The 25,356-nt window shown below is 36.2% G+C and carries 19 protein-coding genes and 1 riboswitch; of the genes, 11 read left to right on the forward strand and 8 right to left on the reverse strand.

Translation table 11 applies throughout. The features are described 5' to 3' along the window. Nucleotides 1–82: 82 nt before the first annotated feature. Nucleotides 83–2,953, reverse strand: coding sequence for a DNA polymerase I (polA, locus tag EWM59_RS03100; RefSeq protein ID WP_130019482.1), 2,871 nt, complete (start codon nt 2,951–2,953; stop codon nt 83–85). Between the two features lie 111 nt (nt 2,954–3,064). On the opposite strand from polA, the gene EWM59_RS03105 reads away from it, so the two are divergent. From EWM59_RS03105 to EWM59_RS03115, 3 genes are read left to right on the forward strand one after another with little or no spacing between them, the layout of a single operon-like run. Continuing rightward, nucleotides 3,065–4,570, forward strand: a complete 1,506-nt coding sequence (locus EWM59_RS03105) for a vanadium-dependent haloperoxidase (protein WP_130019483.1) — start codon at nt 3,065–3,067, stop codon at nt 4,568–4,570. 18 nt (nt 4,571–4,588) lie between these two features. After that, nucleotides 4,589–5,707 carry an NAD(P)/FAD-dependent oxidoreductase gene (locus EWM59_RS03110; protein WP_130019484.1) on the forward strand — a complete coding sequence of 373 codons (1,119 nt, stop codon included), beginning with the start codon at nt 4,589–4,591 and terminating at the stop codon, nt 5,705–5,707. Between the two features lie 21 nt (nt 5,708–5,728). Continuing rightward, a complete protein-coding gene (locus EWM59_RS03115; protein WP_130019485.1) occupies nt 5,729–6,238 on the forward strand; it encodes a YbhB/YbcL family Raf kinase inhibitor-like protein in 510 nt (169 codons plus the stop codon). Nucleotides 6,239–6,285: 47 nt separating this feature from the next. Here the strand turns inward: EWM59_RS03115 and EWM59_RS03120 are convergent, their stop codons facing one another. Further along, on the reverse strand, nt 6,286–6,897 hold the full coding sequence (locus EWM59_RS03120; RefSeq protein ID WP_229239268.1) for a 7-carboxy-7-deazaguanine synthase QueE: 612 nt from the start codon (nt 6,895–6,897) through the stop codon (nt 6,286–6,288). A 246-nt stretch (nt 6,898–7,143) separates the two neighbouring features. Here EWM59_RS03120 and ispG point away from each other — a divergent pair, with 246 nt between their 5' ends. The 6 genes from ispG (at nt 7,144) to EWM59_RS03150 (ending at nt 13,364) form a co-directional block, all read left to right on the forward strand. Next, nucleotides 7,144–9,114: a (E)-4-hydroxy-3-methylbut-2-enyl-diphosphate synthase gene (ispG, locus tag EWM59_RS03125; protein ID WP_130019486.1), complete on the forward strand. Its 1,971-nt coding sequence runs from the start codon at nt 7,144–7,146 to the stop codon at nt 9,112–9,114. A 7-nt stretch (nt 9,115–9,121) separates the two neighbouring features. After that, a complete protein-coding gene (locus EWM59_RS28340; protein WP_130019487.1) occupies nt 9,122–9,316 on the forward strand; it encodes a DUF6728 family protein in 195 nt (64 codons plus the stop codon). A gap of 4 nt (nt 9,317–9,320) precedes the next feature. Beyond that, complete coding sequence (locus tag EWM59_RS03135) at nt 9,321–9,677, forward strand: MmcQ/YjbR family DNA-binding protein (RefSeq protein ID WP_130019488.1); 357 nt, start codon at nt 9,321–9,323, stop codon at nt 9,675–9,677. Nucleotides 9,678–9,681: 4 nt separating this feature from the next. Then, nucleotides 9,682–10,236, forward strand: a complete 555-nt coding sequence (locus EWM59_RS03140; protein WP_130019489.1) for a tetratricopeptide repeat protein — start codon at nt 9,682–9,684, stop codon at nt 10,234–10,236. A 9-nt stretch (nt 10,237–10,245) separates the two neighbouring features. Continuing rightward, on the forward strand, nt 10,246–10,665 hold the full coding sequence (locus EWM59_RS03145) for a gamma-glutamylcyclotransferase family protein (RefSeq protein ID WP_130019490.1): 420 nt from the start codon (nt 10,246–10,248) through the stop codon (nt 10,663–10,665). A gap of 206 nt (nt 10,666–10,871) precedes the next feature. After that, a complete protein-coding gene (locus EWM59_RS03150) occupies nt 10,872–13,364 on the forward strand; it encodes a DUF5686 and carboxypeptidase-like regulatory domain-containing protein (protein ID WP_130019491.1) in 2,493 nt (830 codons plus the stop codon). Nucleotide 13,365: 1 nt separating this feature from the next. On the opposite strand, the gene EWM59_RS03155 is transcribed toward EWM59_RS03150, so the two are convergent. The 3 genes from EWM59_RS03155 to EWM59_RS03165 all read right to left on the reverse strand — a co-directional run bounded on the left by EWM59_RS03155 (nt 13,366) and on the right by EWM59_RS03165 (nt 18,627). Further along, nucleotides 13,366–14,355, reverse strand: a complete 990-nt coding sequence (locus EWM59_RS03155; protein WP_130019492.1) for a hypothetical protein — start codon at nt 14,353–14,355, stop codon at nt 13,366–13,368. A gap of 25 nt (nt 14,356–14,380) precedes the next feature. Next, a complete protein-coding gene (locus tag EWM59_RS03160) occupies nt 14,381–16,237 on the reverse strand; it encodes a sialate O-acetylesterase (RefSeq protein WP_165372090.1) in 1,857 nt (618 codons plus the stop codon). A gap of 197 nt (nt 16,238–16,434) precedes the next feature. Continuing rightward, nucleotides 16,435–18,627 carry a glutamine synthetase III family protein gene (locus EWM59_RS03165; protein ID WP_130019494.1) on the reverse strand — a complete coding sequence of 731 codons (2,193 nt, stop codon included), beginning with the start codon at nt 18,625–18,627 and terminating at the stop codon, nt 16,435–16,437. Nucleotides 18,628–18,820: 193 nt separating this feature from the next. Between EWM59_RS03165 and EWM59_RS03170 the strand changes: the two genes are divergently transcribed. Both EWM59_RS03170 and EWM59_RS03175 read left to right on the forward strand, forming a co-directional pair. Further along, the gene (locus EWM59_RS03170; RefSeq protein ID WP_130019495.1) at nt 18,821–20,659 is read left to right on the forward strand and encodes an LTA synthase family protein; all 1,839 of its coding nucleotides are present in this window, start codon (nt 18,821–18,823) and stop codon (nt 20,657–20,659) included. A gap of 2 nt (nt 20,660–20,661) precedes the next feature. Beyond that, nucleotides 20,662–20,934, forward strand: coding sequence for a (2Fe-2S) ferredoxin domain-containing protein (locus EWM59_RS03175; RefSeq protein WP_130019496.1), 273 nt, complete (start codon nt 20,662–20,664; stop codon nt 20,932–20,934). Nucleotides 20,935–20,965: 31 nt separating this feature from the next. On the opposite strand, the gene metE is transcribed toward EWM59_RS03175, so the two are convergent. The 3 genes from metE to EWM59_RS03190 form a co-directional block, all read right to left on the reverse strand. Next, on the reverse strand, nt 20,966–23,281 hold the full coding sequence (metE, locus tag EWM59_RS03180; protein WP_130019497.1) for a 5-methyltetrahydropteroyltriglutamate--homocysteine S-methyltransferase: 2,316 nt from the start codon (nt 23,279–23,281) through the stop codon (nt 20,966–20,968). A gap of 175 nt (nt 23,282–23,456) precedes the next feature. Next, nucleotides 23,457–23,663: riboswitch (cobalamin riboswitch) on the reverse strand. Between the two features lie 200 nt (nt 23,664–23,863). After that, nucleotides 23,864–24,394, reverse strand: coding sequence for a ferritin (locus EWM59_RS03185; RefSeq protein WP_130019498.1), 531 nt, complete (start codon nt 24,392–24,394; stop codon nt 23,864–23,866). A 114-nt stretch (nt 24,395–24,508) separates the two neighbouring features. Next, a complete protein-coding gene (locus EWM59_RS03190; RefSeq protein ID WP_130019499.1) occupies nt 24,509–24,889 on the reverse strand; it encodes a hypothetical protein in 381 nt (126 codons plus the stop codon). Nucleotides 24,890–25,356: the final 467 nt, after the last annotated feature.

A 25,356-nucleotide genomic window follows, 5' to 3' on the forward strand; every position in this document is an offset into this window, starting at 1 on the left:
AAAACTTTCAAGTAGTCTCTTCTGCACAAACTACTTGACTAATAATTAAAAAAAGGAACTAAAAGGTCTGAATCGGCAAATATTAATGCGCCTCAAGCCAGTTATTACCTACTCCCATACCAGTTTCCATCTTAACAGGTAACGGAATAGCTGTACACATTAGTTCATCAACTTTCTGCTTCAGGTAATCAACCTCACTCAGATGTGCATCAAAAACTAACTCATCATGTACCTGCAATATCATTTTTGAATGCAGTTTTTCCTGTTTTAGGAACTCGTGAATATTAATCATTGCCACCTTAATCATATCTGCGGCCGACCCCTGAATCGGGGCATTAATGGCATTTCTTTCAGCAAATCCTCTGTCAACCAGATTTTGCGAATTTATATCTCTTAAATACCTTCTTCTGCCTAATATAGTTTCTACGTATTTGGTTTCACGGGCTTTGTTGATAGCAGAGTCCATAAAAACTTTGATTTTAGGAAACTCCATCCAGTAAGCATCAATAATTTCTTTTGCTTCACCACGTGGAATACCTAATCTTTGTGCCAGTCCAAAAGCCGAAATACCATAGATAATACCAAAGTTTACCATTTTTGCTTTTCTTCTCATATCAGAGGTTACTTCGGCAAGAGATACTTTAAAAACTTTCGAAGCTGTGGTAGCATGAATATCAATTCCCTCGTTAAATGCGTTCAGCATACTTTCATCTTCGCTAAAAGCTGCCATGATACGCAATTCAATCTGAGAATAATCGGCAGAAAGAATAACAAAATTTTCATCACGGGGAATAAACGCTTTGCGAATCTCACGCCCACGAACCGTACGGATAGGTATATTCTGCAAATTGGGGTTAGTCGAACTCAATCGCCCGGTAGCAGCCACAGCCTGATTGTAAGAAGTATGTATTCTACCTGTCTTTTTAGAAATCAGGGTAGGTAAAGCATCTACATACGTACTTTTCAGTTTGACTAACTCTCTGAAATCTAAAATTTTTCTTACAATTTCATGCTCGCTTTCTAACTTCGATAGTACATCTTCACCCGTGGCATATTGCCCGGTTTTGGTTTTTTTGGCATTTTTATCAAGTTTGAGCCTCTCAAACAAAATTTCCCCCAATTGTTTTGGTGAGGATACATTAAATTCTCCTCCGGCAAGACTATAAATATTCTTTTGAATCTCCTGAATGTCGGTGTCTAATACTTTAGACATATCATGTAAAGTATCAACATTCACCCGAACGCCCGACAATTCCATGTCTGCCAAAACTTCAACCAATGGCATTTCTACATCCATCAATAATTTTTCCTGCTGCCCGCTGGCACTCAATCTGGGTTGTAGCACCTGCTTCAATTGTAAAGTAATATCGGCATCTTCTGCTGCATACTCTTTTACTTTCTCAATATCAGCTTCCCGCATGGTCAACTGGCCTTTTCCCTTTTTTCCAATCAGCGTTTCTATTGAAACAGGGTCATAATTGAGGTATACATTGGCCATGTAGTCCATGCCATGTCTTTGCTCAGGTTCAATAATATAGTGCGCCAGCATGGTATCATACATTTTGCCTTTTACTTCTATGCCATAGTTTTGCAGAATCATCAAATCATATTTTATGTTCTGACCTATCTTCATGATTGCTTGGTTTTCAAAAACCTCTTTAAATTCTTGTAGAAGTTCATAAGCCTTCTGTTGATTTTCCGGAAATGGAATATAATAGGCTTCTCCTTTACGGTAAGCAAACGACATTCCTACAATTTCAGCATCTACTGCATCTACAGAAGTAGTCTCTGTATCAAAGCAGAACTCATCTTGTTGTGATAAGTAGTAGAGCAGGCTCTTTCTAAGCTCAGGGGTATCTATCAGATGATATTCATGAACAACTGTATCAATGGTATCTTTTGAAGAGGCATATTGCCCGGTAGTTGCTTCCCCAGAATCCTCAGGAAAAACAGCATTCGTTGAAGTATCCGCCTTAAACATAGAAATCTGTTGCCCTGATTTTGCTCCAATAGCCGATTTTTTTTCTGCTGAAACCACCCCTGGTTTAATTACTGAACCTACTGTTGTGGTAGATGGCTCATCTGGCAATAATCTTTTGCGTAGTGTCCTGAACTCTAATTCATCTAACAATTGCGATAAAACCTCTGTATGGGGAGGCATAATTTTCAGCCTGTCGGCGTCAAACTCAATGGGTACATTCAATTCAATCTTAGCCAGTTCCTTCGAAAGTAATGCTATCTCTTTGCTATTCCTGACAGATTCACCTAATTTACCTGTAACTCTGTCGCTATTAGCTATTAAATTTTCTACAGAATCATACTCCGCAATGAGTTTGGCAGCAGTTTTTTCTCCTACCCCCTGAATACCGGGAATATTGTCAACGGCATCACCCATCAGTCCAAGAATATCAACAACCTGCTCAACCCGTTTGATTCCCCATCGGTTGCAAACCTCGTTCACACCTAATATCTCAACATCTTTCCCTCCGATTGCAGGTTTATATAGATAAATGTGTTCTTCAACCAGTTGCCCGTAGTCTTTATCGGGTGTCATCATAAATACCTCAAACCCTTCTAAAGCCGCCTTTTTAGCTAATGTGCCTATCACATCATCTGCCTCATAACCTTTCAGACTAAGGCACGGTATATCCATTGCTTCAACCAGTTTCTTTACATAAGGAATCGCTATGGTTATATCCTCCGGTTGTTCCTGGCGGTTAGCTTTATATTCAGGGAACATGGTATTACGGAAAGTACCTCCAGGCAAATCAAAAGCCACACCTATATGGGTCGGTTTTTCTTTCTGAATTACCTCAAGTAATGCATTAGCAAACCCGAATACACAGCTTGTATTTAAACCTTTTGAGGTGATGCGTGGAGCTTTAAGAAATGCAAAATGCGCTCGGTAAATAAGCGCCATAGCATCAAGAAGAAATAGTTTTTTGTCGGGCATTGTGTAATTTATCGGTATAATTGTTGCAAAATCCTTTTCTAAATCAGATTTTTGTTTGGAATAGAAAACAGGTTCAAATATTCGTCTTTTTATTAAAATAATCTCTCAACTATGAAGAAATCTTTTTTAAGTGTTTTGTTTATCATAGTATGTTTAGGAGTATTTGGGCAACAAAAGAATCCGCCTAAAACAACTCCCAAAAGTAAGCCTGCAACGGCTGCTAAAAAAACACCTGCTCCTAAAACTCCCACAAAGGTAACTCAACCACAGGCAAATTCACAAACAGAGGTTGAAAATGAAGAAGTAAATAATGAACCTGCTCCACAAATTGGAAATCCTACTTTTGTCAGAGTTGAACCAGCAAGAAAATATAATTACGACTCTTCAGATCTGGTTGTCCGGTGGCATGAGTTAATTTTTGATTTAATTGAGCAAACGCAGGGATACAGTCCTAATGTGGCTGCACGCAATATGGCTTATATTAATCTGGCTGCCTATGAATCCATTCTCGCGGCTTATCCTGATAATTTCTCCTTATCAGGACAGTTACAGGGTCTAAAAAAGCCTGACAGTCTTTTTGACGTTAATACCAATTTCAATGCCTCTGTGGCTGTTTCAAGTGCTATTTTCACTATGGTAGATAAACTATTCATCTCGTCCCCCTTTATATGGATGGAAAAAGTGTATGCCTTGAATGACACCATTAATGCCCATTTTTCTCAGAAACTACCTGCCGAAGTATTTGAGAAGTCAAGAAAGCACGGAGAAAAGATTGCTAACTGGATTTATCAGTATTCAATGTCTGACGGCGGGCATAATACCTTTTTACGAACCTATGACATGAATTATAAATTGCCTGTATGTACCTCCTGCTTTGAAATTAATAGAGTAGCAGACCTCGAAAATACTGGTCCGCTACACCCGAACTGGGGTAAAAACAGAACTTTTCTGAAAGAAAACCAGAATGGTGTAGATATTAAACCTAAAGTAGAATTTTCTATTTATCCAAACTCGCCTTTCTACAAAATGGCCATGGAAGTTTATACTATTTCAAAAGAGGTAAAACCTAACAGCGAAAAATTGCAGATTGCCAATTTCTGGGACGATGCTGCCACCTTTACCTATTCCGCCCCCGGCCATTCGGTTTCCATACTTACGCAAGTGCTTAAACAAAACCCTAAAGGATTAGATGAAGCTACAGAACTGTATAGCAACCTCACCATTGGTTTGAATGATACCTTTATTGCTACCTGGAAGATTAAATATGAGCAAAACTTTATAAGACCCATTGCGTATATTAAAAGGTATATCGACAGCAAATGGGAAGCTGCTCTTTTAACTCCACCCTTTCCAGAATTTCCTTCCGGCCACTCAGCACAGTCGGCTGCTATGGCAACAATTCTGACCGAAAAAATGGGAGATTCGGTCAACTATATTGATTACTCTAAATACTTTGTCGGGCCACCCAAGCAGTTTAACTCGTTTTGGGCTGCTGCAAGAGAGTGTAGTATTTCAAGAGTTTATGGCGGTATACATTTCAGAGATGGGATTGACCAGGGCTTAGAAGTAGGCAAGATTGTTGGAAAGAATGCACTAAGTTTACATTATAAGAAATGAGTTTAAATTCTGACACCTATGTATGATGCCATTATTATCGGAGGAGGACTCGGAGGGTTAACCGTTGCAATTGAGCTTGCAAAAAATGGCTTTTCTGTAATAGTTATTGAAAAACATACTTATCCGTTTCATAAAGTATGCGGCGAATACATCTCTAATGAAGTCAGGCCATACCTTGAGCATATAGGGTTGGATATTGACAAATTAGGAGCTTCATCTATCAGTAAATTTCAATTATCTTCTGTGAGGGGGAAATTACTTCATTCACCATTAAAGATGGGAGGATTTGGTATAAGCCGTTATTCTCTTGATTATGAACTCTACAAAATTGCCATAAACTTGGGTGTACACTTTGAACTCAACGCAAGCGTAGAGGATACCCAGCGTATTAACGAAACTTTCTTTGTGGATACCAATACCAGTAAAACATTTCAGGCTAAATTACTGATTGGCTCGTATGGAAAACGGGCTAAAATAGATAAAATCATTCAAAGACCCATACCTAAACAAACCACCAGTTATTTAGGAATAAAATATCATATATCGCTCGACTTTCCGAAAGACCTGATTGCACTTCATAATTTTGATGGAGGCTACTGTGGTATTTCAGCCATAGAAGATAATAAGTTCTGCCTTTGCTATTTATGCGTAACTTCCAACCTGAAAAATAAAAGCGGAGTGAAACAGATGGAGCAGGATATTCTTTATAAGAATCCGTTTCTGAAAGAAATTTTTACCCAAGCTGATTTTCTGTTTAAAAAGCCTGAGGTCATAAACGAAGTGGTCTTTGTTACCAAATCCAAAGTTCACGAAAACATCATCATGGTTGGCGATTCGGCAGGTTTAATTACACCACTTGCTGGCAATGGAATGTCAATTGCCATCAGGTCTGGTTTTTTAGCTGCCCAACTAATAACAGAATTTTTTCAGGGAACTATTAACAGAAATGAACTGGAAAAGTTATATACATCAACCTGGAACGATAATTTCAGAAATCAACTCTGGCGGGGAAGACAATTACAAAAATTATTCGGTAAAGAAAAAACAGCCGAATTAGCCATCAATTTCCTAAATAACCTACCAGTCCTGATGCCCTTGATAATCAGAAGTACTCACGGAAAAGTATTAAAATTCTAAAAATTATAAACCCTGTGCACAATGGAAGCAAATGATGACTCATTAAAAGAAAAAAACTTTACACTTAAAAGTAATAACCTGAAAGGACAGGCTACAGCCAAAGAGTTTTTTAATAGTTTCGGATGTACGGGGCAGAACACGTCCCCTCATTTATCATGGTCAGGCGCACCTAATGAAACAGAGAGTTTTGCTGTTACTATTTATGATACTGTGGCTCCGTCTGGAAGTGGATGGTGGCATTGGCTAATTTTTAATATTCCTGCTGATGTAACAGAATTAGAACCAGATGCCGGAGACGTAACTAAAACCATTGCACCTGAAAGGTGTGTGCAGAGTATTAATGATTACAGCACTTTGGGCTATGGTGGGCCTTGTCCTCCTCCGGGTAATCTACATCAATACATCATCACGGTATTTGCGCTAAAAACAACTTTAGATTTAGATAAAAACACAAATCCAGCTGTTGTTGGCTTTAATATCAATGCCAATACCATTGCCAAAGCCTCTATGGTGATTTATGGAAAGAGATAAAATCCTTCAATTTCAATTCACTGTTTTATAAAGTGTTTTTTTGAAGATTAGGGAATATCCATAAATTTATGTGTTTGTAAACTCACTTTCCATTCAGGATTTTCTTTCACGTAATCAATAATTAAAGGCAACATCTGACTTTGTTTGCTCCATTCGGGTTGAAGCAATAGCATACAATCTTTATTAACTAAATCAGCATATTTTTCTGCAAATGCAAAGTCAGACTTATTATAGACAATTACTTTTAACTCATGAGACGCACCATAAATGCTCTCATGAGGTTCTTTAAATTTTTTAGGGGAAAAACATACCCAATCCCAAACACCCGAAATTGGATATACACCTGATGTTTCAATATTGGTCTGAAAGCCCACCTCTTTTAAGGCTATAGTTAAAGCATCTAAATCATACATGAGAGGTTCCCCTCCTGTAATGACAGCCATACGTCCGGTATATTTTTCAGCCTCTCTTACAATCTCCTCAATCGAAAACTTTGGGTGAATACTTGCATCCCAAGACTCCTTTACATCACACCATACACAACCCACATCGCACCCTCCTAAACGAATAAAATACGCTGCCTTTCCTGCATGGTAACCTTCACCCTGCAGTGTATAAAACGACTCCATTACTGGCAACTTCACTTCTTCTGAAATCATTAAATGCTAACTTTTTCACAAAATTATTAATATTCTCCCATTTTTGGTAATAAGGTCTCGTTTACTACTTTACAATCATGGAAAATTGAAATTTCTTATACTAAAATCACAATTTCTTCAGATATTTTGTACTTTTTCAAGAACCAACTAATTACATTCTTAATTTATCTGAAATTTTTCAACCATTTTTTCATAAAAGACGTTATATTCATGTTTAGATTTGTGCGAAAAAAACTGAAACACTGAATGTCTGAGTCTGAAAAAAAATATTGTGATTCTTTAACTGAATATGCCCGAAGAAAAACGAATCAAGTACAGGTAGGCGATGTATGGATAGGCTCTGATTATCCGATCAGAATTCAATCCATGACAACCATCGATACAATGGACACGGCTGGCTCTGTAGAGCAGACCATCCGCATGATTGAGAGCGGTTGCGAAATAGTCAGAATTACTGCGCCCAGTGTAAAAGAAGCACAAAATCTTGAAAATATCAAAAAAGAGCTTCGACTCAGAGGTTATTCTACGCCATTAGTTGCGGATATACATTTTACTCCGAATGCCGCCGAATTAGCTGCCCGTATCGTAGAAAAGGTACGTGTTAATCCGGGTAATTATGCTGATAAAAAGCGTTTCGAAATTATTGACTATACCGAAGAAAATTATCAGGCTGAATTAAATAGAATCAGAGAAAGATTTATGCCTTTGGTGAAGATTTGCAAAGAATATGGTACTGCTATGCGAATCGGAACGAATCATGGTTCTCTTTCAGATAGAATATTAAGCCGTTATGGTGATACTCCTTTAGGAATGGTTGAATCAGCCCTTGAGTTTTTGAGGATTTGTGAAGATGAGAACTATTTCAATATAGTTATTTCTATGAAGTCCTCTAATCCGCAGGTGATGGTTGAGGCTTATCGGCTATTGGTTCAAAGGCTCGATGCTGAAAAACTAAAACCTTATCCACTCCATTTAGGGGTTACTGAAGCCGGAGAAGGTGAAGACGGGAGAATAAAATCTTCAATGGGAATAGGCACATTATTGGAAGATGGCCTTGGCGATACGGTTCGTGTAAGTTTAACAGAAGACCCTGAATTTGAAGCACCTGTGGCTAAAGTTTTAGTTGATAGATATAAGCAGAGAAAAGAAAAAGAATCATTTATTCAGCCCGTTATTACCAACCCGATTAATCCGTATCAATACCATCGTAGAGATACATCTGAGGTTGAAAATTTCGGAGGAATGAATGTACCGAGGGTAATTGCTGATTTTTCAGCCATTACGGTAGAAAAACACGAAGATTTAAAACCAATCGGTCATTTCTATTTGCCATTACCAGATAAATGGCGAATGAACGACATAGGGTCTGATTACGTATATAGTGGAAAAACACCTATCCCTTTTATGCTACCTAATGGCCTAAAAGAGATTTTAGACGCTGACTCGTGGTTTTTGCAGGAAGATAAAACGCATAAGCTACCCTTATTTGTGGCCGGCACATTTATTGAAGCAAGTGAGCAGAATCTACTTCATAAATCAATAAACTTTGTAAAAATCACAATCAATGATTTAAAGGCTGATTTTGTTGAAACACTTAGAAAAAAACCAGAAGTGGTTCTGATTGTAGAAACAAATAACGAAGCAGCGATGCCTGAGTTAAGGAGATTATATTTTGATTTGCTCCAGTTCGGAATTAAAAATCCGGTCGTTTTAAAGAGAGATTACAGGAATATTACTGAAATAGATGGCCAGTTGTATGCTGCAACTGATTGTGGCGGATTACTGGTAGATGGCTTTGGTGATGGTATTTTATTATCGTTTGATAATCCTGCCATTGCCAATAGTACTTCATTCGGCATTTTACAGGCCGCTCGTACACGAATGAGCAAAACTGAGTACATCAGTTGTCCGTCTTGTGGCAGAACCTTGTTTGATTTACAGGAAACAACAGCCATGATTCGTAAAACGACAGACCACCTGAAAGGAGTTAAAATTGGCATTATGGGTTGTATTGTCAATGGTCCGGGTGAAATGGCAGATGCAGATTACGGCTATGTAGGAATAGGAAAAGATAAAATAGCTTTATATAGAGGGCAGAATGTAGTAAAAAAATCGGTACACGCCGATAACGCAGTAAATGAATTAATAGAACTAATTAAAGAAGATGGTCGTTGGTTAGAACCGGAAGTTTTGGAAATGGAACTGATGAACGAATAATAAAATAATGATACAAAAACTTAAACACTTTTTTTCAATTGGGCCTGTTTTTGCGTATTTTTTTAGAATATTCCGCAAAGACACAGAGGGTAAATATCCCCATAGTTTCAATCTGAAAATGATGCATGGAATTAATAAAATTTCAATTATCATGTTTTTAATTTGTGTAATTGTGATGGTAACACGTTGTGCAAGTAGATAAAAATATGGATATTGAATCATTCAGAGAATATTGTTTATCTAAAAAAGGAGTTACCGAGGAGTTACCTTTCGGGCCTGATACTTTAGTTTTTAAGGTAATGGGTAAAATGTTTGCCCTTACAGGCCTCAATAACGAAAGATTAAAAATAAGTCTGAAAAATACACCGGAAAAAAATGAGGAATTAAGGGCTGAATATGACTGTATAGTAGGTGCTTACCACATGAATAAACGCCATTGGAATACAGTTACAGTAGACGGGCGGGTAAAAGACAATTTATTGAAAGAATGGATTAGTGAATCTTACGAGATAGTTGTAAAAAGTTTGACAAAGAAAATTCAAGAAGAACTCAATAAACTATAATATAATGGAGGCGCTATTGATAGGCATACCATTTTTGATTTATATCTTTCTCAGAATCAGATTGGGGAATGATATTACCCCACAGGAATACGATGAGATAATCTTCAAAGAAGGGGTTGATGCCTACAAATCAGCAGATTATCTGACTGCATTCAGGTATTTTGACGCCGAAGTTTATGAGTATCCCAAGTCTTCAACAGCTTATTTGTACAGAGGAAAATGTCATTATTATTTTGAAAACTGGGAAGCAGCACTGGCAGACTTTGAAAAATCTATGCGATTAGACAATTCATTAGCTGAAACCTTTTATTGGAAAGGTCTTTGCCACTATCAGTTAGAAGATTATAATTTGTCACTTTTTGAACTGAAACGCTCATCAAGAATGTATTTAGATAAAAATGCCGAAGTAATGCGTTTTGTAGGTGAGTTAGAGTTCAGAAAAGCCGACTTTGAAAGCGCAGAAAAAAGCCTTAAAATAGCTGCCGAATTAGGCGATAATAAATCCAATATACTGTTACAAACGCTTTTTTATGGCAACATTAGAAAAGCATCAAGTTGAACCAAAGAAATGACTGAAACAGAATACCTTTTTGTTTACGGTACTCTATTAAGCGAGTACGGTAATATTGAATCGCACGAGTGGATAAATAAGTTTGCTGAACCATTGGGAAAGGCTATCATGCAAGCCAAGATGTATATGGTCGATTACTACCCTGGTATAGTACCTTGCCAGAATGGAGAAAAGTATTTTGTAAAAGGAGAATTATATCGCTTGAAAGAACCTAACAAACTCTTTTCTTTATTAGATAAATACGAAGAGTATAATCCTATGGACCCTGCACATTCAGAGTATGTCCGTAAAAAAGCAACCGTAATTCTGAAAAGTGACGGGCAGGAATATGAAGCCTGGGTTTATTACTTCAATCAATCAGTTGAGGATTTAGAGTTTATGCCGAAAGGAGATTTCATTAATGAATACCACAAATAAAAAAAATCGCATTTTCGATTGATTCAGTAATGAATAAGCATTTTCTAATGAAATTCATTTCCGGAATAAAAGTTATTACCGGTCTGAATGTTTTTGCATTTTTCAAACAATAACTATCAAAATACAACGTATTTCATAAAATGGAGCAACCATTTTTTGGGCATACTCGTTTTATCTTATAGATTAGAGTATTGAAAAATTATGAAATGAAGCAACTATATTTTTTAATCTTATTTTTATCCTCCACTTTAGTTTCTGCGCAAATCACTTATACAATCAAAGGTAAGGTTACAGACTTTGTTACACATGACCCCATACCCTTTGCTGCTGTCAGTATCAAAAACACTACAATTGGAAGAAACACAGATTTTGAGGGCAATTTTTTACTACAATTACCAAATATCAGTTCCGACTCTTTGCTTATCAGTTGCATGGGTTATACCAGTAAAACCGTTTTAATTCGTCGTGATTCTGTTACCCAAACCATCAACATCCAACTCAAACCATCAGATATATTACTGCATGAAGTAACGGTACATGCCGGCGAGAATCCAGCCTGGCGAATCATCAGAAATGCAGTATCGGCCAAACCAAGTAATAACTATAAGAAAATCAGTGCTTATGATTACGTCAGTTATAATAAGATTGAAGTTGACCTCAATAATATTACTGATAAACTGCGTAAACGTAAAATAGCCAAAAAAATCAATACGGCTATTGAGGAGATAGGTACTTTAACAGATGATGAGGGAAAAGCCCTGATACCTACTTTTATCTCAGAATCAATGTCACATTACTACTTTAGAAACGACCCGCGCTTATCTAAAGAAACCATAGAAAAAACCAACATTAAAGGCATAGCTGTAACTGATGGGAGTTTAACTGCACAATTGATTGGTTCTACTTTTCAGCAATACAATTTCTATGTCAATCAGGTGGATGTGCTTAACAAAAATTTTGCCTCCCCTATCGCAGACGACTGGCGCCTTATTTACGATTATTATTTAGCTGACAGTAGTTACATAGGTGAAGATTTTTGTTATAGAATTGAATTTACTCCTAAAAGAAAACAGGATTTAGCTTTTGCAGGCACTATGTGGATTCATAAAGACTCCTGGGCTATTGCACAAATTGATGCTTCCATCAGTAAAGATGCCAATCTGAATTTTGTAGAGCGTATCAAAATTCAACAGGAATTAGAACCTATTGATGGTATCTGGATACCTGTAAAAAATAGAATTGTGGTTGACGTATCTGAAATAACCAAAGGGTCGGCAGGTATGCTCCTTAAGTTTACTAATTATAACGAAGATGTAATAATTAACAGACCCAAAGACCTAAAGTTCTATGATAGAGGCATTGAGATTGCTACAGACTATATAGAAACAGACAAAAAGTATTGGCAATCTGTAAGGCCTGAACCTTTTTCTGAGAAGGAACAATTAGCCTATACCATGATTGATACAATCAAGACAATTCCTGCCGTTAAAACCTATACCGAAATTGCCAAGATATTGTCAAGTGGTTATACTCGTTTATTTACAGGCATCGAATTAGGGCCATTAGTATATTCGGGAGCGTTTAACAATGTAGAAGGTGTAAGAGCAAGGTTAGGATTAAGAACCAATTATGAATTTAGCAGAAAATGGGTTTTAGAGGGTTATCTCGCTTACGGAACGAAAGACAATGCCTGGAAGGGAGGTGGAGAAATTACCAAGATTTTTTCCAGAAAACCATGGACAACCCTTAACCTAAAGTTTGTCCATGATATAGAGCAAGTGGGGCTGCGTAAAGAAGATTTAGGCTTGGGGGCAGTATTTTCAGCTTATATGCGCTTTTTCACATTGATGCGTCCCTATTATGAAAATGAAACCAGGCTTCAGTTTCAACGGGAGGTATCCAAAGGTATTTTCACAACTTTCGGTGTCAGAACCAGAAGTTTTGAGCCTTTATATCCTTTCGAATATAGAACGCACCCTCAAATGGCTGATGCATCTCCTACCACAACCCGTTTTAATACCTCCGAATTTTTATCTGAAATCACTTTTGCCAGAGATGAACTGGCAGTTATTAACGATAACGAACGATTGAGTTTTGGGACAGTTAAATCCCCAACTATTACTTTTAAATATGTATTGGGAGCTAAAAATGTACTAAACAGTGATTTTACCTATCATAATATTTCGGCCAAGTATAGTCATACATTAAATTTAGGGTATTTTGGAAAAACCTATTATAGAGCAGAAGCCGGAGCAATTTTAGGTACAGTCCCTTATCCGCTTCTGAAAAGCCATTTAGGTAATGAAACCATTTTCATTGTAGGTAACTCATTCAACCTGATGAATAATTTTGAATTTATCAGCGACCGATATGCGTCATTAAGATACACACATGATTTCGAAGGATTATTATTTAATCGTTTTCCGCTTATCAAAAAATGGAAATGGAGAACATTTACTACCGGGAAATTTCTTTGGGGTACACTCACAGATAAAAACTATGATATTACTCCGCAAAGAACAGAAACAGATTTCAGAAATTTTTCAGGTCTTGGCAAAGCCCCTTATATTGAATTAGGTTATGGTATAAGCAACATCTTCAAGTTTTTGCGTATCGAAGCCATGCACAGACTTACCTACTTAGACAAACCGGATATTAAAAAATTCGGGGTTAAATTTTCGGCTGAAATATCCTTGTAGATTAACGATAGATTCTATCCATAATGTCTCTGGCAACATTAGGTTTATAATGATAAATTTCATAATAATTTGTTTTATCATTGGTATATTCATTCTGACCTGAGAAGTCATAAATATGCTCTTCACCAAAGAAATTCTGCAGAACCTTTAAATCATCAGTATTAAAATATTTCTGGTCATAGGTTGGGCCTAAAACAATTTTATAGTTGGTGTTATTCCTTTCCAATACGGCTTTTATTCTTTTAAGATATTGTTGCTGGTAAGGTTTGATTACTTTGCCCACTAATTGTTTTTCAGGACTCCGTTTGTAAAATAAAGTTGGATGATTATAGTATTTTACTGAATCACGCTTGATTTCATCTATGTAACTGGTAAAAATAAAATCGTTTACCACAGGCGTATAATTAATTTTCCTGAACTCAAGATAAGTCATCATATAATCCCGGTAATTTCTGAACAGCATATAGTCATAAAAAGCCGTAAAGAACCCTTGCGAAAAATAAGAGTTCAAAAAAATGGTATGGTATTTTAACCAGGGCAGCTGACTAACCCGATAATCCTGAATAAATACGCAGCCCAAAGTATCTTGCTCATATTCAAAAATACTTCTATCCCACACAAGCAAAACATTATCTAATTTGTTGCCTTGCTTCTCAATAAATTCCAGCTTTGTGGCTATACCATAAACCGTTTCGCAGGAAGCATCAAAATGATAAGGCGTTTTATCATTAATATGCTTGCCCCAGTCTTCAGTGTAAAAAACACTGGAGCGAGAGCTGCCAAAAATAAATGACTTATAGTTATATTTAGGATTATTATTAAGGAAAATCTGCGTACTTATACGGTCTCTGTTCAGACTTTTAGCAAAATTATCAGGATAAGCCTCATAAGCTTTTAATATCTGAAATGGATCAAATACAAAATAGCCAATTCCCAATACGACAACCGGAGATAAAAAAATCAATATTTTTTTAAAAAACTTTAAGAACATTGAAAAGCAGAATTTAAAACAAAAATTAATCGATAATTATCTTTTTGATAATTTTCCGGTTTTCGTTCCCTATACCTTCCAGTATATAAACGCCGGGATTCAATTTTGAAGTAGGAATAGTAATTTTTTCACCATTAACAGGTATTTTCTGAACAATATTCCCAACATTATTAGATAAAACTATTTCTTCAACATCAGATTGGATGGTAATGTTCAGGTCATTACCTTTTTCAACCGGATTCGGATAAATAACTAATTCATCATCAGATTGTATAAGACCGGATAATTCTAACGGTACTGAAACCTCCATGATATTACTGAAAATCTCATCATCAATATTCAGTCGGTAATAATATTTTATACCTTTCTTTACCTTAAAATCCCAGTATAATCCTTCTGTTGTGGTAGCAATCTTTACAAAATTATTTGCTGCACCAACCGATTTTTCTATGGCATATAACAGATTATTTTGTTGTGCCCATTCCAGATTTACCCGCTTGATTGTTCCCCCACTCCATTTTGCTGACAGTAGTGGTTTTGGCGTATTAACGTGCAAAGTAATCGGAAAATTTTTGAAGGTAAATGCACGCAAACCTCTCGAATTTTTAAGATAAGGTATGCCCATCAACGACTCCGAATTAAGTGTAAAGTTATCAGGGCAATAGGTTACCTGCTTGGCATTACTTGCTTCTCCTAATTTTAAGAATATTTTATTACCTATGGCTGTACCATTAACTATCTTTCCTCCTACTCCGTCCAGATAAATATAGTCTTTCAAAAATGCCTGTCCTCCATTATTTTTTATAATGCCGTTAGTAGGAAACTGCATTTTCTGATTTTTATCAAATTCCAGAATCAAAGAATCACGATTATCTGAAAAATAAGCTTTTTTGATATTGGGTGTACGCACTTCTAAAGTATCAGTACTATTCATAAAATCTTTGGCAATAAGCCTTGATACTTCTTGTCCATTAAGCAGATAACCTTCATAAGAATAATGTAAACCATCAAAACCGGGTGTACCAATCGTAGAAATTCCCTCACAATCAGGGTATAGTTGATTGACATTCCTTTGAAAATCACGCAAATCTCCGGCCTTATTATTATCAGTCCAGTAAATATTATTCTGAAAAACATAGATTTTCTTTACCCCCGGATAATCCTCTAATATTTGTTTTCTCAACTGTGTAAACTTAGCAGGATAAACTTCTGCCCGCTTTGCTTCAAAAGCTTCGCTCTCACCTTGTCGCCAGATAAATATTCTGGCAGTTTTACTCAACCCTACCTTATTGGCCTTTTTGAGCATCTGACCGTAATAATATTGAATATCTTCATGATTTTTCTCATTCCGAATCATCAATTCATCAATACTTTTATTACCCACAGCACCATTAATAATCCCTATTGGCACTTTAAACTTCTCTATCAGTTGTCTCTGAATCTCAAGCCCAATTAAGCCCGACATATAGTAGTTCCATTTCATTGTCGGAAACCATGAATAATCATTTGTCTGAAAATTAGCAAACGTGGTACGACCGTACTTAAACTCATCTTTAAATTTGGCTAATTCAGTAACATCATTAGCCTCCGCATTTGATTGTCCATAGATAATTACATTATCACCACATAGTACCTGAGAGGCTTCTCGCACAAGTACAGAATCCTTTCCTCTGAAAGCATAAAAATAAAACTCATATTCTACCAAACCTGCAGTAACTATTGGCTGGAACAAAAAAGGCGCATTGAGTAAATCTCCTGGCTGAAAGGTCAGTTTTTGTTTTTTATAATAAATATCCTTTTTATCTTTTTTAGCTATTACAGCAACATCTGTAAACCCTTCTGTATATAATCTTCCTTTAATCGTAACAGTACCACTGTTCAAATCGTCTCGTTGATATATTTGAGCGGAAATGGGAAATTCGTCATAAATTACAGCCTGAGCATGTAAAAAAGTCGGGAGAACACTAAGAATAAACCCTAAAATAAAAAAAGTTTGTCCAACCATAAGAAATTGGACAAACCTTAATTTTTGTATGCAGATTGTTATTTTATTCATTCAATATTGCTGACAAGTAATATTTAGCGAATATACAACAATTCTCTATATTTCACAAGCGGCCAGTCTTCGTCATCTATCAGCAACTCTAACTTATCAACAGGGTATCTGATTTCCTCAAAGAAATTCTTAATATCATTCCCATATAATTTAGCTCTTTGCTCTAAATCTTCTACAGCGTTAGCATGTTTACGGGCCTCTGTCATTTCTTCCACCTTCTTTGATATTTCAGAAACACGGGCAGAAATTTCTTTAATAATATGTACCACTGGCTCAGCCTCCTGATGCAATTCCATATCTTTTAATGATTTGGCTGTCTGTACCAGTTTAGCCTGATAATTAATAGCGGTTGAGACGACATGGTTCATAGCTAAATCACCAATCAAACGAGACTCTATCTGAATTTTCTTGATATAGTTTTCTAATTCAATCTCATAACGGGCGTGTATTTCTCTTTCGGTCAATACCCCTAATTTTTCAAAGATCCCGATAAACTCAGGTCTCAGATAAGCTTTCAAGGCTTCCGGTGTACTACCTACATTTGAAAGTCCTCTTTTGGCTGCCTCTTCCTTCCATTCCTCAGAGTAACCGTTTCCTTCAAACAATATCTTTTTAGATTCTTTGATATAACCTTTCAGAATTTTCACTATCACTTCTTCCTTCTTGCCCTCATGTTCAGTCATTTCAGCATCATAAGTTTCCCGGAATTTAATAAGTTGATTAGCAACTATGGAATTAAGCACCATCATCGGCTGTGCTGAATTGGCTGAACTACCCACCGCACGGTATTCAAACTTATTGCCGGTAAAGGCAAATGGTGAGGTACGGTTTCTATCAGTATTATCCAATAAAATTGAAGGGATTCTATTTAAACCTAATTTGATATAGGCATTTTCTCCTTTTTCAATTGAAACAATATCTTTATTCTCAATATCCTCTAATACCTTAATCATTTGCGTGCCAAGAAAGATAGAAACAATGGCAGGAGGCGCCTCATTGGCACCTAAGCGGTGTTCATTGCCTGCAGTAGCAATACTTGCTCTCAATAAATCGGCATTATCGTGTACCGCTTTAATAACATTAACTAAAAAAGTTACAAATCTCAGGCTTTCTTTAGGTTTTGTACTTGGCCCTAAAAGATTTACTCCTGTATCGGTTCCTAAAGACCAGTTATTATGTTTACCGCTTCCATTGATACCTGCAAACGGTTTTTCATGGAAAAGCACCTCAAAATTGTGTTTTTTAGACACCTTACGCATCACATCCATCAATAAGATATTATGGTCGCAGGCAAGATTTACTTCTTCAAAAGTCGGTGCCGCTTCAAATTGTGCAGGTGCTACCTCGTTATGACGGGTTCTGATTGGAATACCTAATTTCAGACATTCAAACTCAAAGTCAACCATAAAAGCATTTACTCGCGGTGCAATACTTCCAAAATAATGGTCTTCTAATTGTTGCCCTTTGGCTGGCGCATGACCAAAAACCGTCCGACCCGACATCATCAAGTCAGGTCTTGCATTAAACAAGGCTTTATCTACCAGAAAGTATTCTTGTTCTGCCCCTAAAGTAGCTGAAACCTTTTCTACATGACGGTCGAAAATAATGGCAACCTCTGTTGCTGCTTTATCTAAAGCATGTAAAGACTTGAGTAAGGGAGACTTAGAGTCTAACAATTCACCTGTGTACGATACAAAAATAGATGGCACGCAAAGGGTTCCTGTACCTGCTTCATTGTAAATAATAAATGCCGGAGAAGTAGGGTCCCATGCCGTATAGCCTCTGGCTTCGAAAGTAGCCCTGATTCCTCCGCTCGGAAAAGAAGAGGCATCTGGCTCTTGTTGTACCAATGAACTGCCTTTGAATTTTTCTAAGGCTTTTCCATCGATATTAATATCAAAAAAAGCATCGTGTTTTTCTGCCGAGCCACCTGTTAATGGCTGAAACCAGTGCGTATAGTGCGTGGCTCCTTTAGATACTGCCCACGATTTCATGGCAGAAGCTACCTCATCTGCAATTTCCCGGTCAATTTTTTCACCACTCTTAATGGCTGTAGTTACTTTCAAATACGCTTCCGGCGAAAGCATGGCACGCATTACATCATCATTGAAAATATTAGCTCCATAATATTCGGTTACTTTGCCTGCTGGTATATCTACTTTAATTGTCTGGCGGCTTTGTGCTTCATCAACCGCTTTAAATCTTAATCTTGCCATTTTATTAGTAGTTTTGTTGAGATGTCCTATATTTGGGGTTAAAAATAGAGAAAGAACGTTGATAAAAAAAGCATTTATGCGTTTGATTAAGTAATAAAATATGGCTTCAACGTTCTTCTAAGGCAATTTTGTTCAAATTTAGTTAGGGTTAAACCATAACCATAACTGATTCTAATTTTACTAAACCGATTCAATGAAAGAACGCTTACAATTTTTACTTATTTATTATGGTTTTTGGGTAATTTTTTTTCTGGTTGCCAGAGTAATATTTTTAGGTTATCATATTGAAGACACAAAGTTATTGACACTGCAAACCATATGGGGAATTTTCTGGAATGGCATCAGAATGGATTTTTCAATGGCCGGTTATCTTTCCGTTATTCCTTTTTTATTAGTTTCATTTTCGAATTTTATCAAAAAAAGCAGACTCGAAAACTGGATTTTCACCTATACGTTTCTTCTGGTATTAATTGCCAATCTTATAATTGTTATTGATTTACAGGTGTTCAATACCTGGGGCTACCATTTAGATGCTACGCCCTTACGCTATCTCAAAACACCACGCGAGGCGTGGGCATCAGTTAGTTCCTCGCCCCTTTTTCAGCTGTTTATTAGTTTTCTGATATTATTGATTGTTGCTTCTTTAATAGTTTATAGAATTATCACTAAAAACATTGATAACTGGAACTATATAGACAATATCCCTTTTATTCCTGTGTCCATTTTGATTACGCTGGCATTGATTATCCCCATAAGAGGCAGTACCGGAATTTCGCCAATGAATCAGAGTACTGTTTACTTTTCAACTAATAATTTTGCCAATATAGCAGCAGTCAATCCAACCTGGAACTTCTTTAGTTCATTGGTCAATGGCTCTTATGATAAGGTAAATCCTTATACGTATTTGCCCAAAGAAGAATTGAGCAACAATATTAAAGAATTATACGAAACTTCAAACATCACTAATAAAGTATTAAGAGCCGATGTTAAGAAACCCAATGTACTAATAATTATATGGGAGAGTTTTACCAGAAAAGTAACTGAAAGAAAGATTAATGGGCTTGAAATAACACCAAGGTTTAATGAACTGAAAAAAGAAGGCATTTATTTCTCCAACATGTATGCCAGTGGAGATAGAACAGATAAGGGAATTCCGGCTATTTTAAGTGGTTATCCTGCCCAGCCAACTGCTTCTATTATTACTGAACCAAACAAATCAGCCAAATTACCCGTTTTAAGTAAGGATTTTGAAAACAATTCGTATTCTACTGATTTCTATTATGGTGGAGAAGTGGAGTTTGCGAATATAAAATCTTATTTGTTTTCGTCAGATTTCCAGAAGATTGTCAGTAAACAGGATTTTGACTCACAATACTGGACTTCGAAATGGGGTGCGCATGATGATATAGTTTTTAAAAGGTTTTTGGCTGACCACACAAAGGTAAATCAGCCATTTTTTTCAACAATTATGACTTTGAGCAGCCATGAACCCTTTGAAATTCCGATTCCGGATAAATTTGAGGGGGACGACGAACATTCAAAGTTCATGAATGCCATGTATTATACAGACCAATCGTTAGGCGATTTTATCGATTCGGCAAAAAAACAATCTTGGTGGCCAAATACGTTGGTAATAATAGTAGCCGACCACGGTCATAGAATACCAGAAACCGGAAAAAAAGTTGAAGACTTTACAATTCCAATGCTTTGGTTAGGAGGCGCATTGGCTAATCAAGGGCTTGAAATACCCAAGATTGCCTCGCAGATTGACATTTCATCTACACTGCTCAATCAGGTCGGTCTGAATTCGTATGCATACAACTGGAGCAAAAATATTTTTGACCCTAAAACAAAACCTTGGGCGTTCTTTTCGTTTAATAATGGATTTGGTTTTATACAACCAAAACAGGAATTAGTTTTTGACAATGTAGGCAAAAAAATGATTCAATTGAATGGGTCTATTAGTACACATGATATTGATTTGGGTAAGGCGCTAATGCAGAGAATGTTTCAGGATTATTTAGATAAATAGCAATGAGCAAAATTGAGACACCCAGCCACGTTATTTTCGTTTGTGATGGGAGTAAATGTGGTAAATACAGCAAAGATGTTCGTAAGGTTTTTAAAGAAAAAATCAAAGAAAACCATTTAAAAGGAGATGTAGTACTCATAAAAATGGATTGCTCTGATAACTGCGACCATGCCCCGATCGTAAGTTTTCAGCCGGAGAATTTCTGGCTTGGAGAGGTAACAACCAGAAAGGCTGAAAGATTTTTCGATAAATATATATTAGAGGAAGAAGAATAAGTAATGGGTAGGTGCTACCTACCCATTCTGTTTATGAGTTTATCTGAACTGATTTTCTGATAAACCTTGCTGCTGCAATCATATTTTTTAAAGCCTCATCAGTTTCGTGCCAACCTCTGGTTTTAAGCCCGCAATCAGGATTTACCCAAATGTTTCTTGCAGGAATTACTTCTAATGCTTTTTCAAGCAATATTACCATTTCTTCTGTACTTGGGATTCTTGGAGAGTGAATATCATAAACCCCCGGCCCAATCTCGTTCGGATATTTAAAATCGGCAAATGCTTTCAATAATTCCATTTGCGAACGGGAAGTTTCAATGGTAATTACGTCTGCATCCATCGCAGCAATATGCTCAATAATGTCATTAAACTCTGAATAACACATATGGGTATGGATTTGTGTTTCATCATTTACACCCGATGCACTTAGTCTAAAAGCATTTACAGCCCAACGTAGGTATTCATCCCATTTTGATTTTCTTAACGGTAAACCTTCTCTGATTGCTGGTTCATCTATCTGAATTACTTTTATCCCTGCTTTCTCTAAAGCCTGTACTTCATCTCGAATAGCTAACCCAATCTGAAAAGCGGTTTCAGAACGAGGCTGGTCGTCTCTAACAAAAGACCATTGCAAGATAGTTACAGGGCCTGTTAACATACCCTTCATTAATTTATTGGTTTTTGACTGTGCCAGAGCTGACCATTTCACTGTCATGGCCTCCGGACGTTCTATGTCACCATAAATGATGGGAGGTTTTACACAACGGCTTCCATAACTTTGTACCCAACCATTTTGTGTAAATACATAGCCGGATAATTTTTCACCAAAGTATTCAACCATATCATTGCGCTCAAATTCGCCATGTACCAATACATCTATCCCTAATTCCTCCTGCCAACGAACAGATTTCTCTATTTCTGATTCTATCAACTGATTGTACGTTTCTTCTGTCAACTCTCCTTTCTTTAATCTGGCTCTTAGCTGTCTGATTTCAGTAGTCTGTGGGAATGAGCCGATAGTAGTGGTTGGGAAGGCTGGCAATTTCAATGCTTTTGCTTGTGTTTCCTGTCTCACTTCAAAATCATTGAGTCTGTTAAAATCAGTATCATGCAATGATTTAACCCTTTCACCCACATGCGGTTTATGTATTTTAGCAGATACTTTTCTTTGTTCAATAGCTAATTGATTTTCGGTTAGCTGTGAAAGGTATTTTTTATTGGTTGTTGAATCTGACAGTTTGGCCAGTGTTACCACTTCTGATAACTTTTGTTTAGCAAAAGCCAGCCAGTTTTTTATTTCGGCAGGCAAAGTTTCTTCATCTTTCTCTAAATCTAAATCACATGGTGCATGCAACAAAGAGCAGGAAGGTGCAATCCATACTTTCTCTTTTCCAAGTACTTTGGTAGCTTTTACAATAGTATTTAAAGATTTTGTAAAATCATTTTTCCATACATTCCGACCATCTACAACACCAAGAGAAAGAATTTTATCAGATTTTCTGAAAGACGGATTTTCCAAAAAGGAGTTTAATTGTTGCGGAGCTCTAACTAAATCAATATGCAGACAATCAACAGGTAAAGAAACGGCTAACTTGGTATTTTCGTCTAAATCTTCAAAATAAGTGGCAATAATGAATTTCTGCTTAGGAAGGGCATTTCTAATGAACTGATAAGCTTTCTGATAAGCAATCTGTTCATCAGCATTTAAATCCATTACTAAAAACGGTTCATCTAATTGAATCCATTCGGCACCGGCAACAGAAAGTTCTTTTAACACTTCTACATAAACCGGAAGTAATTTGTCTAATAAGTCTATTCTATTGAAACCTGTTTCCTTCTCTTTACCTGATAACAAATAGGTAACAGGCCCGATAAATACAGGTTTGGTTACAATCCCTGCCGATTTTGCCTCTGAAAACTGATTTATTGCCTTTTTTAAGAAATATCTAAATTGTTGGTCTTTGACAAACTCAGGAACAATGTAGTGATAATTTGTATCAAACCACTTCGTCATTTCCATAGCACTAATGTCAATCCCGTCTTTTTGTACGCCACGAGCCATAGCAAAATAAAGACCTAATTCGTCGTTCTGCAGAGCCTGATAGCGAGCCGGAATTGCCCCAAGCATTAATGACATATCTAATACCTGGTCGTATAATGAAAAATCGTTTGATGGAATCAGGTCAATTCCTGCTTCTTTTTGGGTCTGCCAGTTTTTTAATCTAATTTGTGCTGCCGTTTCTAATAGTTCAGCCTGTGTTGCTTTACCAACCCAAAAAGATTCTGACGCTTTTTTTAATTCACGCTTGATACCAATACGTGGGTAACCTAAATTCTGAGTGCGCATTTTTGATTGATTTGTTAAAGGTTATTTATACCCCGAACCCACCAATATTCTCTTTTGGCAAGAGAATCTTTATAGAAATAGCAAAGCGATGCCAATCGGGCCATTTTCTGATAGCTCAAGATCTAAATTATTTCTATAAAATCAATGCTTGACCAGAGCCCTATTCGTGAAGGCATAGTCATTAAGATTAACGGCAAGTCTCCTGACTTATGAATATTGCTCTGTCGTCCTTCTCATTTTTCAAAACAATGGACTTTACTGACAAAACCTGTTCTTTAAAAACATTCATTTACAGTAGCACGTCTGTTCGTGATTTGCACACGATTCCTTTTTTAATTTGCTCAATTTTAATTAAACAAAAACCGTCAACCCGATTGAAAGGTATTGCGAAGACAGCACAAATGTAGAATGTTTTATCTAAATAAAAAACAATTATTAGGTAAAAAATCTAATTATATATTTTAATTTAGATTTTTTAACCAATTAATATCCAAACATTAGACAATATCATTACTCTATATTTACAATTAAAACAAAAAAGCACGAGTTGTAGCCCGTGCTTTCAATATCGTAAGTTATAAACTATTCTATTTCACCACTACCAATTTTACCAATTTCTTTGTCTATCACAAATAATCCAGTACCTTCTTTTCCTATAACGTCAAATAATTCAACGGCACGACGAGCATTTGCTTCTTCTTCTACTTGCTCTTTCACAAACCATTGCAGGAAATTTTCTGTGGCATAGTCTTCTGCATTGCGTGTTTTGGTTACTAATTTATTAATGGCATGTGTTACATTGATTTCGCTTTGAAGTGCATCTTCAAAAACGCTTTGGAAAGTACCCCACTCTAATTGCGGCGTTCCTACTTCCGGACTGATTGCTGTACCACCTGCTGCTGCAATATAGTGGAATATTTTGAGCATGTGCTCCCGTTCTTCGTCCGATTGTTTGTATAAATAAGCAGCACTTTTCAGGTAACCATTACGCTCACACCATGAAGCCATTGATAAATATTTGGCAGAAGCCTCTGCTTCCATTTTTATCTGACCATTCAATGCAGTTTCTATTTCTTCTTTTAAAGAGGTGCGAAGTCTTACTAAATCTTTCATATGTATAGTATTATTTTTTTCAAATGTATAACAATACTACAAACCATTATAGATTTTTGTTCAAAATGTGGTTTGGAAGGGCAAAATTTAGAGATATTCTAAATATAAATAGGCTTAAATCACCTCGTACTCGCCTAATACTTCATTCAGGAATGTATTTACATATAGGGCAAATTTAGCACCCGATAATAATTCTCTTAAATGAATGAGGTCGCAAAGATGTAGTGTAAAAGTCTGATTTGAATTAGGAGCTTCAATAATATCGAAATCAGCATCGTCAGATAAATCGTAGAGTTTATCTATAATATTTATATTGTCTATTAGTCTTTTGAAATTAATAAAATTATGAACCTTAAAAGCTGTAGTAATCCCTCCGAATTCAAGGAAGATTCTGTTTGTCAGATTACATTGAAAAGCCTGGCCTTTATTAGTTCTGTATAACTCTACTTTTGAAGATTCAATCATTGGTTGACACTCCATTTCTACTTGACCCATTTAACGATAAAAATTTTCAATACAAAAGTATATGTAGTTTAGAATAAATCCAAATATAATTAGGTATTATTTGGAACAGGTCTAAATAATTTTTATTTGATTGTCTTTTTTCTTAAAATCCAAATAGCTAATTATTAGCTCATATTGGGAAAATCATTATGAAAAGCTTTTAAAACAGTCAAAAAACTAATGAGATACCGTAGTTATTTATACTCATCATCTGCTTGAGAAATTAAATTTTATTTCTTGGAAAAATCAAATCAACTAAAAATACAATTTTCGCAATTATTAGTGCAATTCTTCGTTAATTCATAAATATTTTTTCATATTTACAAAAAATAAGGTTTCAAAATGTAGCCTATTGCTTACTTTTTTATAACTTTGAATTAAAATAAGATTAGATAGTAGTTACTAATGAAAGTGCAGTTTTTCTATTTCGATAATAAATTGCATTTTTTAAAGAAAAT

The sequence above is a fragment of the Emticicia agri genome, from assembly GCF_004168285.1.
GTDB classification, from domain to species: Bacteria; Bacteroidota; Bacteroidia; order Cytophagales; family Spirosomataceae; genus Emticicia; species Emticicia agri.

What these genes read in the sequence shown, in the direction of transcription:
- EWM59_RS03140 (WP_130019489.1), top strand. Translation starts at nt 9,682, where the DNA reads ATGGAGGCGCTATTGATAGGCATACCATTTTTGATTTATATCTTTCTC.
- EWM59_RS03185 (WP_130019498.1), bottom strand. Translation starts at nt 24,394, where the DNA reads ATGAAAGATTTAGTAAGACTTCGCACCTCTTTAAAAGAAGAAATAGAA.
- polA (WP_130019482.1), bottom strand. Translation starts at nt 2,953, where the DNA reads ATGCCCGACAAAAAACTATTTCTTCTTGATGCTATGGCGCTTATTTAC.
- EWM59_RS03135 (WP_130019488.1), top strand. Translation starts at nt 9,321, where the DNA reads ATGGATATTGAATCATTCAGAGAATATTGTTTATCTAAAAAAGGAGTT.
- EWM59_RS03115 (WP_130019485.1), top strand. Translation starts at nt 5,729, where the DNA reads ATGGAAGCAAATGATGACTCATTAAAAGAAAAAAACTTTACACTTAAA.
- EWM59_RS03170 (WP_130019495.1), top strand. Translation starts at nt 18,821, where the DNA reads ATGAAAGAACGCTTACAATTTTTACTTATTTATTATGGTTTTTGGGTA.
- EWM59_RS03110 (WP_130019484.1), top strand. Translation starts at nt 4,589, where the DNA reads ATGTATGATGCCATTATTATCGGAGGAGGACTCGGAGGGTTAACCGTT.
- EWM59_RS03150 (WP_130019491.1), top strand. Translation starts at nt 10,872, where the DNA reads ATGAAGCAACTATATTTTTTAATCTTATTTTTATCCTCCACTTTAGTT.
- EWM59_RS03190 (WP_130019499.1), bottom strand. Translation starts at nt 24,889, where the DNA reads ATGGGTCAAGTAGAAATGGAGTGTCAACCAATGATTGAATCTTCAAAA.
- metE (WP_130019497.1), bottom strand. Translation starts at nt 23,281, where the DNA reads ATGCGCACTCAGAATTTAGGTTACCCACGTATTGGTATCAAGCGTGAA.
- EWM59_RS03105 (WP_130019483.1), top strand. Translation starts at nt 3,065, where the DNA reads ATGAAGAAATCTTTTTTAAGTGTTTTGTTTATCATAGTATGTTTAGGA.
- EWM59_RS03120 (WP_229239268.1), bottom strand. Translation starts at nt 6,897, where the DNA reads ATGATTTCAGAAGAAGTGAAGTTGCCAGTAATGGAGTCGTTTTATACA.
- ispG (WP_130019486.1), top strand. Translation starts at nt 7,144, where the DNA reads ATGTCTGAGTCTGAAAAAAAATATTGTGATTCTTTAACTGAATATGCC.
- EWM59_RS03175 (WP_130019496.1), top strand. Translation starts at nt 20,662, where the DNA reads ATGAGCAAAATTGAGACACCCAGCCACGTTATTTTCGTTTGTGATGGG.
- EWM59_RS03145 (WP_130019490.1), top strand. Translation starts at nt 10,246, where the DNA reads ATGACTGAAACAGAATACCTTTTTGTTTACGGTACTCTATTAAGCGAG.
- EWM59_RS03155 (WP_130019492.1), bottom strand. Translation starts at nt 14,355, where the DNA reads ATGTTCTTAAAGTTTTTTAAAAAAATATTGATTTTTTTATCTCCGGTT.
- EWM59_RS03165 (WP_130019494.1), bottom strand. Translation starts at nt 18,627, where the DNA reads ATGGCAAGATTAAGATTTAAAGCGGTTGATGAAGCACAAAGCCGCCAG.
- EWM59_RS28340 (WP_130019487.1), top strand. Translation starts at nt 9,122, where the DNA reads ATGATACAAAAACTTAAACACTTTTTTTCAATTGGGCCTGTTTTTGCG.